We start from the raw sequence: 9,920 nt of genomic DNA on the forward strand, positions 1-9,920 counted from the left end.
ATAGCCGCCCAGCCTTCCCGCGACAGGCCACGGCCCTGCCGGCATCATACGGGCGGCGCGGCTCATCCAGGCGATGGTCACATCAGGCTGAAACCGTTTGAGGGAGCGACGCAGACGCCCAGGCGTCAGCAGATCGAGCCGCCCACCGAAACGCATGGCCTCAGTGGTGACATGCCGAGCACCCAGCCGCGCTTCGCGCGCAGGATCACGACGAAGGATCGCCCTGACATCATGACCGGCCTCATGCTGGGCCATGCACAGGCGTTCATAGAAAAGTTCGGCGCCCCCACTACGTGCGCCCGCCATGACGTGAGCTATGCGCAGAGGGGTGAAATGTCGCTCCGGCAGGCTCAGATTGCCCTCCCGCTCACGCATCGCCTGACTGGCAGACGCCGATTCTGCACCCGCACCGACCTTCTTAACCGCCATGATGCGCCTCTTCCTCTTCTGCCAGCAGGGTCTCGATTTCGGTCAGAACGGTCGCAACAGTGAGCCCAGCGATCGGGGCCTTGCCCTCCGGGCCGGGCGCCGCAACGAAATGTGCCTTCCTGCCCGTCGGCGCATATTCCGAGGCGCGACTGGGGCCGAAGAGACCAAGTGTTGGCGTACCGGCCGCCGCCGCAAGATGCATCAGCCCCGAATCATTGCCGACAAACAGGGCGCAGCGGCGCAGCAAGGCACCTACGAGGCCAAGGCTTCCTTCTCCGCCAAGATCAATGGCGCCTCTCCCCTCCTCTAGGCCGGATGCCGCAAGCGCCTCGATGACGGGCCGTGCGAGTGCCTTCTCTGCCTCGCCGGGGCCATAGAAAATGACAGGGGTCAGCCCTCGTGCCTGCATGGCCCGACCGACCTCGATGAAGTGCGGGGCGGGCCAGATCTTGCCTTCCCAGTTGGCGGTCGGCGCGAGGGCGCAATAATGCCTTGTCGCCGGCAGAATTTCGGCAGCGAGATCCACCTGTTCCGGACGACACCAGATTTCGGGCATGAGCGTCTTCGTGCCCCGAAACAACGCTGCCAGATGGCCGATACGCGCGCCCGGCCGACGGCCACCGCGCAGGATACGGCGATGCAATGTCGGCAGGAAAAGCGAGACGCCCGAACCGCGCAGATCGACAATCCGGGTCCAGAACGTGCCCACACAGCCCCACCACAGGCCAAGCCAATGCAGGTCGTAGCGCTTCTTGCTGACCACGATTACCCTATCGACCGAGGGGCATGGCTCGAAATAGCTCGCTGCGACAGGCCCGCAAGCCACGGTGATGCGGGCATCCGGGTGAAGGCGGCGCAATTCGGCCAGCACACCGGAGGAGATGACGGCATCACCCAGACGGTTGGCCGTGATGAACAGGATGCGTTTCATTGCAGCCAGATCGGCTCTTTCAGTCCCGCTACGAAGGCCTCATGAGCCGCTTTCGTCGCCTCATCCGGCGGGGACATGGGGCGCGGTCTGCGATCGGGGTTGCCGCGATAGGTGGCAACACCACCGCCGCTCCCAGACACCGCCAGACCCAGACCGCGCTGGCGACCGCCCATCAACTCCAGATAGACCTCGGAAAGCAGCTTGCAGTCGAGCAGTGCATTATGGGTGGTACGTGCTGACAGATCGATGTCATGACGACGACACAGCGCATCGAGCGAGTTGGGCAGACCGGGATAGCGTTTCTTGGCCATCTCGAGTGTATCGATCATACGCGCACGATCGAGGGGCGCCTTGCCGCATGCCTTGAGTTCGGCATTGATGAAGCCAAAATCGAACGGCGCGTTATGGGCAATCATCTCATCATTGCCGATGAAGGCTAAAAAACCGTCCACAATCTCGGCAAATTTCGGTTTATCGAGCAGGTCATCGAGCGTGAAGCCGTGCACACGGCTGGCCTCGGGCGGCACGTCACGCTCGGGGTTGATCAGCACATGGAACGCCTCCCCGGTCGGGAGATCGTCAATCAGTTCGAGCGCTGCGATTTCGATCACGCGATCGCCGGTCGCCGGGTCGAGCCCTGTGGTTTCCGTATCGAAAAGGATGGACCTTTTCATGCTGCGTTCTCCAGGGTTCTCATCATGCGTTTCATCTGCTGCGCGGTATGGCCGCGCGAGAGGCCATTACGCAACAGCAGATCGGCGCGCCGATTGCGTTCGTTATCGCTCATCTGACGTGACAGCAATGCACGCGCTTGGGCCTCGCTCATTGAGCGTCGGCGCATGATCCGGCGCAGGCGCACAGGCAACGGCGCCGTCACCACAACGACCAGATCGCAGTCACGATCGGCTCCGGTCTCGAAAAGAAGCGGGATATCCAGCACACAAAACCGCATTCTGCGCCGGCGCATCTGCCGCAGGAAATCCTGCCTCGCCCTGCGAACGAGGGGGTGGATAATCGCCTCAAGGGCTGCAATGCGCTCCGGATGCCCGATGACGGTCTGTCGCAGAGCTGCGCGATCGACCGCCCCTTCTTTCACCGTTTCCGGCCAGAGCCGGGCGAGTGCCGGAACAGCCGCGCCATTTTTCGCCTGAAGGGCATGGACAGCGCGATCCGCATCGAAAACCGGCCATCCAGCCCTATGAAGAAATCGCGCGACCGTGCTCTTGCCTGCTCCCATGCCGCCCGTCAGGCCGATCACGACGGTGCCTGCACGATGAGGCCGCCAGTCCTTGCGAGGGCAAACAACCCCGATGCGCGTTTTGGAACTCAATCCGGCACCCCTGACGCAGCCCTGCTCAATCGATCGTCTCGATCAGACGTGCCCGCAGCGTGTCATCCACCTGCGGCTCGCGACCGAACCACGCAGCAAAACCCGGCCGTGCCTGATTGATCAGCATGCCGAGCCCATCGACCCCTTCGAGTCCGCGAGCACGCGCCGCAGCCAGAAGAGGCGTTTCGAGCGGCATATAGACGATATCGGACACCACGAGATCGGACGACGCCAACGCGAGTGTTGCGGCCCAGTCGTGAGTTTCCTGCCCGGCCATACCCAGCGACGTGGTGTTGGTCAGAAGCCCGTAAGAGGCGAGAGCTTCTGGCCATTCCTGCCAGTCCAGAACGGTGCCGCCCCCCAATGCCTCGACAAGCGACTGGGCGCGGCCGCGGGTACGATTGGCAATGGCCAGGTCGCATCCCGCATCGAGCAGCGCCGCACAAACGGCCCGCGAGGCCCCTCCAGCGCCAAGCACCAGTGTCTTGCGCGGCAGGGTAATCCCTGCCTGATCGAGCGAGTCCAGATAGCCCGTGCCGTCGGTGCAATCGCCGAGGATGGTGCCAACGGGTGAAAAGACCAGCGTATTCACGGCCCCTGCCCGTCTGGCCTGATGCGTGTGCTTGCCAGCCAGACTGTAAGCGGCTTCCTTATGCGGGATCGTGACATTCAGGCCAGCAAAGCCAAGCGCCTGCAATGCATGTACCCCGGCCACGAAGCGTTCCGGCGCCAGCGGCAGACGCAGGTAAAGACCGTCTATTCCGTAAGCCGCGCACCAGTAATTATGCAGGATGGGCGAGCGCGTATAGGCGAGCGGCCATCCCGTTACAGCCGCCAGAATAGGCTGGCCGTGCGGAAAAAGCGCCGCAAGTTCAGCCTTGGCGTCTGCAAGGTTCAATGCGCCGTCGAGATGGCGTTCCAGTAGAGCGGCAACAGCCGCGCCAGTCTCTGTGCCCAAGATATCTGTCCTACCTCGTTTTCAATCAGATCCTGACGGATCTCTATCTCCAGATAGGGCAGACCGCCCTGCTCTGCATGATACGGCACGGTATAATCCGATGTCGCGGTCAGCACATAGGGCTCATTATCCCCCACGCACAGATCCCCCTCCTGCCGCAGCAGGTCGAGCATAATTCGCGCCGAGCGCGTATCCTGATGATGCAGAATCCCCACATGCCAGGGACGATCCTTCCCGTTCATGCGCGGCGTGAAGCTATGCAGAGCGATCAGGGCCACGGGCGTTTGCCGCTGGCGTAGCAGTGCTGCGATCTGGTCATGATAGGGGTGAAGTATCTCGCGCTCACGACGCGCCCGACAGGCGGCACTAAGCGCCACATTCGCGCCTATGGTTGTATGGTCCGACACGGCCGGGATGGATGTCGGATGACCGGGTGCGCGATTGCTGTCGATCACGAGACGGGAATAGACCTGCTCGACCAGATCAGCGCCGAGCAGCGTCTGCAACTGCACACCAACCCCGTGGATACCGATATCCCAGGCGATATGTCGCCCCCAATCGGTCTCCTCCACCCCAAGACGCCCCAGCGCTCTGGGTACCTCACGCCCTGCGTGGTCGCTCACGAGAATGAACGGCGATGCACCTGCGGCTTTCGTTACCCGGTAGGGCCGCGGATCTTCAGGGCCGAGAAGAGGGGGAAGCTCGCTCATGAATTGCGCGCACCTTGCTGACTGACTAGGTTAGCCCACCTTGACCACAATCCCCATGCCATGGACAACCCCGTGACCGAGACCAAGCCGCAGCCATCGAGCGATACTCCCACCCAGACCGAAGCGCGTCTGGCCAACCCGCAATGGGGCGGGCGCTTTGCGGCCGGTCCGGCTGCCATCATGGCCGACATCAATGCGTCCATCGATTTCGATCGCAAGCTATGGCGTCAGGATATTCGCGGCTCGCTGGCTCACGCTGCCATGCTCGCCCGCGTGGGTCTGCTGACGGCGGCCGAGGAAAAGGAGATCCGTGACGGGCTTCACGGCATTGCCCGTGATATCGAAGCCGGGAATTTTCCTTTCTCGCAGGATCTTGAAGATATTCACATGAATATCGAGGCACGCCTGTCCGATCGTATCGGCGAGGCTGGCAAGCGCCTGCATACAGCGCGCTCGCGCAATGACCAGGTTGCCACCGATTTCCGCCTGTGGGTGCGCGACGCCATTGACGGAATCAGCGGGCAAGTTACCGCGCTCATGCGCTCTCTGGCGACACGGGCACTGGAACACGCTGCTGACGCCATGCCGGGCTTTACCCACCTGCAGGTCGCCCAGCCTGTCACGTTCGGGCACCATCTGCTGGCCTATGTCGAGATGCTCTCCCGTGATCGCGACCGCCTGCGCGACGCCCGCGCACGTCTGAACGAATGTCCGCTCGGCTCTGCAGCGCTTGCAGGCACCTCTTTCCCGATCGACCGGCGCTTCACGGCTGCTCAGCTCGGCTTTGACCGCCCCACGGCCAACTCGCTCGATTCGGTGTCCGATCGCGATTTCGCCCTCGAATATCTTTCGGCTCTGTCGCTGCTCGGTATGCATCTGTCGCGCTTGTCGGAAGAGTTGGTGCTGTGGTGCTCGGCACCGTTCAGCTTCGTACGGCTTTCAGACGGCTTCACCACCGGCTCCTCCATCATGCCGCAAAAGAAAAACCCTGATGCCGCCGAGCTGGTGCGCGCCAAGGTCGGGCGCATCACGGGTGATTTCATGGGCCTGCTGATGGTGATGAAGGGCCTGCCTCTGGCCTATGCCAAGGACACGCAGGAAGACAAGGAGCCGGTATTCGATGCTACCGAGGCCGCAACCCTGTCTCTTGCTGCCATGGATGGCATGATACGCGACATGACTGCCAACACAGACAAGATGCGCGCCCTCGCCGGTGCCGGTTTCGCGACCGCAACCGACCTTGCGGACTGGCTGGTGCGCGTGCTGCGTCTGCCCTTCCGCACGGCGCATCATGTCACGGGCCGGCTTGTTGGCATGGCCGAAGCCAAAGGCTGCGATCTGGCTGATCTCACGCTGGAGGAAATGCAGAGCGTCGAGCCGCAGATCGATGCCAGCGTTTTCGATGTGCTGACCGTGGAATCCTCCCTCGCCTCGCGCACCAGTGAGGGCGGCACAGCGCCGGAGAACGTTGCCCGCGCAGCAGGGCTCTGGCTGTCACGCCTTGAGGAGAACGCAGCATGACCCGCACGACCCGAATTCTCGGCCTGGCCCTGGCAGGCGCGCTCATGCTCACCGGCTGCGGCAAGAAGGGCGCACCCCACGCCCCCGGCCCGGCCAGCAAGATCACCTACCCTCATAACTACCCGCCGGAGTAATCCGCCCTACCGTTGAGGGGCGTCCGGGCAATGGATGAGCGCGCCAGAGCGATAATGGCAGCCGCGTTCATCCCCTTTTCCCGCAGGGCACGCAGGCTCTCGGCACCATCCCGCTTTGAAAGCTTGCGCCCGGTTTCATCGCAGATCAGCCGGTGATGAGCATAAAGCGGAGCCACAAAACCAAGCAATTCCTGCAATACACGGTGCACCGAGGTTGCCTCGTAAAGATCCGCGCCTCGTGTGACGCAGGTAATGCCCTGACGGGCATCGTCGCAGGTGACGCACAGATGGTATGAAACGCCATTATCGCGCCGTCCCAGCACGACATCCCCGAAATCCTGCGCCCGCCCCTCAATGCATTGTGCCCCTTCCTGCCAGGAGGGGATACACCCGAGCCGCTTTAGTGCTGCGTTCATATCGAGACGCCAGACATGCGACTGATCCGGCACAATCTGGCCATGCCGACCACGGCAATGCCCGCCATAAACGGCACTCCCATCCGGCGCGATGCCCGCCGCACCCACCTGCATTTCGGCCCTTGAGCAGGTGCAAGCATAAACCAACCCCTGTTCGCGCAATCTATCCAGCATGGACCGGTAGTAAGGCAGATGGGCTGACTGGCATATGACAGGCTCCGCGCTTTCGAACCCCAGCCACAGAAGATCGTCCAGAAGGGCCTGCGTGAAGGCAGGCAGGCAGCGCTGCGGGTCGATATCCTCGATGCGGATCAGGAATGTTCCGTCATGCCCCGCCATATCCCGCGCATGACAAGCCGAAGCAACATGACCCAGATGCAGAAAACCCGTCGGGCTCGGTGCGAAACGTGTGCGAAATCCTGTCATCAAACCTTCGCTTGCCCTGCTCACGGAAAGCTGAAATAGTCAGACCGATAAGACAGACGGCGCGTATCTATAGGCGCTGGTTTCCCGTCGCGCTTGAGATAATCCGATCGTGCCGCCCTGTAAAAGAGGATGCGATCGATGCTTGCCAGCGCCCAGCATTTCCCCGCCCTTGTTCTGAATGCGGATTTTCGTCCGCTTTCATACTTCCCGCTATCGCTATGGTCCTGGCAGGAAAGCGTCAAGGCGGTGTTTCTCGACCGGGTTTCGGTCCTGAGTGAATACGACGATATCGAGGTCCATTCGCCAAGCTGCGTCATGCGCGTGCCCAGCGTTATTGCGCTGAAGGAGTATATTCCCACAGCGCGACGACCGGCTTTCACGCGGTTTAACGTTTTTCTGCGTGACAACTTCTCCTGCCAGTACTGCCACGACCGATTACCCACGCATGAGCTGACCTTTGATCACGTTATCCCTCGTGCCAAAGGCGGCCGCACCACCTGGGAAAACGTCGTGACGGCGTGCAGCCCGTGTAATCTGATCAAGGGGTCGAAGCTCCCCGCCGAGATTGGCATGCACCCGCGTATCAGGCCCGTGCAGCCCTCGACACGGCGCCTGCAGGAGAATGGCCGTAGCTTTCCGCCAAACTACCTGCATGAAAGCTGGCGCGATTATCTGTACTGGGACAGCGAGTTGGAGGGCTGAGTTTTACCCTCTCGCCCGCTTCCCCTCAGGAAGTGGGCGCAAAAACTGCCGCATAGAGCTCGGGCTTGAACCCAAGCGTCACCGCTCCGTCACGCATCAGAACAGGGCGCTTGATGACGGTCGGATGCGCGAGCATCAGCGCTACAGCCTGAGCTTCCGTGCTGACCTGCTTGTCCGTCTCAGGCAGTTTACGGAACGTCATCCCCGATTTGTTGAGCAGTTTCTCCCACCCAACAGCCTTCACCCAAGCCGCCAGTTCCTCAGCGCTCAGCCCATCCTTGCGCAGATCATGGTAGCGATAGGCAACACCCTCGGCATCCAGCCAGCGCCGCGCCTTGCGCACAGTGTCACAGGTCGTGATTCCGTAAATAGTCACCCCGTGCTCCAATTACCCCTCCTCGTAAATGTCTATACCCAACTCTGGGCAGTATCATACCATGGATGGCGGCGCTTACCGGTAGCGTTCGACATTATCGCAAAGACGATCATCGCCTTCTTTTCGCCCCTCAGGAGTACGGATCACATCCACAGCCAAGCAAAAATTCGTAGACCTCGTCATAGGCGCGCTCCGGCCTGGTGACATCCTCAGGGGAGCCTTCAGGAACAAAGATGATCATGCCTTGACGTGCTCTGGTAAGGAGAACCCGATAGGCGTTCGCCACGTAGCGCTGTCTCGCAGAATCATTAACTCGCTGCCAACGAGTCCCTTTGAACTGGAAGCTCGTCCATGCGTGGCCTTCCCGGCGATAATTGAGGTCCCAGCAAACGCAGGTCCAATCCAGCTCTAGCCCTTGAGTCTCGAATTCTGTGCCCACGTCCTCGAGCGCATCTGAGGATCGGACATCATCATGCGGCCCAAGAAACCAATGTTGCGGCTCGATCTTCGCTTTTACAAATAGCCCACAGGGCCGAAGTCTCACAGCGTTTGACGACGCCAGCAAACCGCTTCGCTCCTGCCCTCGACGCTTAGCGCGGAGCCAACGCCGCGCAGCCTCTAAATCACGGGTCACCAAAAGCGGAAAACGAGTAAGCCCTTGTCTCACCTGCCGTGCACGCGCCGCGTCCCCGGCGACGGCATACGATATGAATTCTGATAGCCGTTCAGCGCGGAACGATCGGATAGACGTCGATAAATGCAAAGGAGCAGCCAGCTCCCGATTAGGCAATACGCTTTCATAGGTGAGTTCTGGGGAGAGATGGACCCGCCAATGGGGGAAAATCCCCTCAAGCGCGCGCAGCCACTCATCGATGCCTGCTTCGCCCGTGTTGATCTCTTGCCCACCACCAACCAGGCAAACCACTACGCACCAATCTGGATGCCGATCCATGACCGAAAGGAGGAACGCAGGCTCTGACATTGAGAACCCCGACTGTCCTCGCTTCTGTTGCATAAACTTTGATGTTTGCTCGACGTCCCAAGCGCGCTGCGCCTCATCGAACACGACAACCTTTTCGGCAGGCGGTGAAACACAATTCAAGGCCTCGTCGCGGAAATGATGGATGTTCTGAATGAAGGCCTCAGCGCGGCGGCGCTCCCGGACTTTGCTGCTGTCCTTGTTTTTTTCTTTCGCCGCTTTCACTGCGTCAACCGTCAGGGCTTCCCGTAACACCTCGACTAATGGGCCGTTGCCCGACAAGAACACGGCATGTTCCTCAGCATGAGCGCGTTGACGATCGGTGGCTAGGTTAAGACCGGCCAATGTCTTACCTGATCCTGGTACCCCCGTAATGAAACAGATCATTTTGCGATGCTCGCGCTTCGCGTTTTCGATCACGCGCGCAACGTATTGAGCAGTCTGCGTCAGGTTCTCCGCGCCGGCTTCCGAACGCGATATGCTGTGGACCGAATGACCATGATATAGCGCCTGCGCGGCTTCAATAATCGTCGGTGTCGGCTGATAGCGACCGGCTTCCCATCTCAATGGGTCAATAGCAGGGGTTGTGTTTAGGTTGGAAATTTCTCGGATAGCCCGTTCGAGATCATTTTCGCCTAACGCGATTGGCTTCAACAGGCCGTCATCGTCGGACCGATACTCAGGTGTCGAAGGTGCCTGCCACGATGTTGCTACAGCAATGGGAACGACGGGGAGAGTATGGCTCGTTTCATGGAAGTTTTTGAGATCCAGTGCGTAGCCGTAAACTTGATCAAGATCCCCGCGGCTTAGATATTTCGCGCCGATCTTATATTCGATTACGAATACGATGCCGTGGAGCAACAAAACCAAATCGGCCCGCCGCCCCATCCGAGGGATGAGAAATTCCATAAAGGCGTGGGCCGTCGGAAACGCCTGAAGCAATCTCCGGAGATGTCTAATTTGATAGATCCAAGCTCCGCGTTGTGTCTGCTCAACGCTGAACGGCAA

General features: G+C 60.6%; 12 protein-coding genes. 3 read left to right on the forward strand and 9 right to left on the reverse strand.

The features are described from left to right. From P792_RS38600 to P792_RS26600, 6 genes are all read right to left on the reverse strand, one after another. On the reverse strand, positions 1–306 hold a 306-nt coding region (locus tag P792_RS38600), incomplete at its 3' end, for a glycosyltransferase (RefSeq protein WP_369794220.1). Positions 307–418: 112 nt separating this feature from the next. After that, complete coding sequence (locus tag P792_RS26580) at positions 419–1,360, reverse strand: glycosyltransferase family 9 protein (RefSeq protein ID WP_031240519.1); 942 nt, start codon at positions 1,358–1,360, stop codon at positions 419–421. Then, on the reverse strand, positions 1,357–2,034 hold the full coding sequence (gene dnaQ, locus P792_RS26585; RefSeq protein ID WP_023978359.1) for a DNA polymerase III subunit epsilon: 678 nt from the start codon (positions 2,032–2,034) through the stop codon (positions 1,357–1,359). Before dnaQ ends, P792_RS26580 begins: the two co-directional genes overlap by 4 nt. Continuing rightward, complete coding sequence (gene coaE, locus P792_RS26590; protein ID WP_023978360.1) at positions 2,031–2,618, reverse strand: dephospho-CoA kinase; 588 nt, start codon at positions 2,616–2,618, stop codon at positions 2,031–2,033. Before coaE ends, dnaQ begins: the two co-directional genes overlap by 4 nt. A 97-nt stretch (positions 2,619–2,715) precedes the next feature. Then, positions 2,716–3,588, reverse strand: coding sequence for a shikimate dehydrogenase (locus tag P792_RS26595; RefSeq protein ID WP_081866661.1), 873 nt, complete (start codon positions 3,586–3,588; stop codon positions 2,716–2,718). Continuing rightward, positions 3,585–4,358, reverse strand: a complete 774-nt coding sequence (locus P792_RS26600) for an N-formylglutamate amidohydrolase (RefSeq protein WP_023978362.1) — start codon at positions 4,356–4,358, stop codon at positions 3,585–3,587. Before P792_RS26600 ends, P792_RS26595 begins: the two co-directional genes overlap by 4 nt. A 60-nt stretch (positions 4,359–4,418) precedes the next feature. On the opposite strand from P792_RS26600, the gene argH reads away from it, so the two are divergent. Both argH and P792_RS37960 read left to right on the forward strand, forming a co-directional pair. Continuing rightward, on the forward strand, positions 4,419–5,879 hold the full coding sequence (argH, locus tag P792_RS26605; protein ID WP_023978363.1) for an argininosuccinate lyase: 1,461 nt from the start codon (positions 4,419–4,421) through the stop codon (positions 5,877–5,879). Then, positions 5,876–6,013, forward strand: coding sequence for a hypothetical protein (locus P792_RS37960; RefSeq protein ID WP_023978364.1), 138 nt, complete (start codon positions 5,876–5,878; stop codon positions 6,011–6,013). Before argH ends, P792_RS37960 begins: the two co-directional genes overlap by 4 nt. On the opposite strand, the gene gluQRS is transcribed toward P792_RS37960, so the two are convergent. Then, positions 5,998–6,855, reverse strand: a complete 858-nt coding sequence (gene gluQRS, locus P792_RS26610) for a tRNA glutamyl-Q(34) synthetase GluQRS (RefSeq protein ID WP_023978365.1) — start codon at positions 6,853–6,855, stop codon at positions 5,998–6,000. The genes P792_RS37960 and gluQRS overlap by 16 nt on opposite strands. 138 nt (positions 6,856–6,993) lie before the next feature. Between gluQRS and P792_RS26615 the strand changes: the two genes are divergently transcribed. Beyond that, positions 6,994–7,557: an HNH endonuclease gene (locus tag P792_RS26615; RefSeq protein ID WP_023978366.1), complete on the forward strand. Its 564-nt coding sequence runs from the start codon at positions 6,994–6,996 to the stop codon at positions 7,555–7,557. A 25-nt stretch (positions 7,558–7,582) separates the two neighbouring features. Here P792_RS26615 and P792_RS26620 read toward each other — a convergent pair whose 3' ends face one another. Together P792_RS26620 and P792_RS26625 are read right to left on the reverse strand one after the other, a co-directional pair. After that, on the reverse strand, positions 7,583–7,933 hold the full coding sequence (locus P792_RS26620) for an ArsC family reductase (RefSeq protein WP_023978367.1): 351 nt from the start codon (positions 7,931–7,933) through the stop codon (positions 7,583–7,585). 130 nt (positions 7,934–8,063) lie between these two features. After that, positions 8,064–9,920, reverse strand: a 1,857-nt coding sequence (locus tag P792_RS26625) for a DUF2075 domain-containing protein (RefSeq protein WP_023978368.1), incomplete at its 5' end; no start/stop codon positions are given.

This window comes from Asaia sp. SF2.1 (assembly GCF_000505765.1).
GTDB classification, from domain to species: Bacteria; Pseudomonadota; Alphaproteobacteria; order Acetobacterales; family Acetobacteraceae; genus Asaia; species Asaia bogorensis.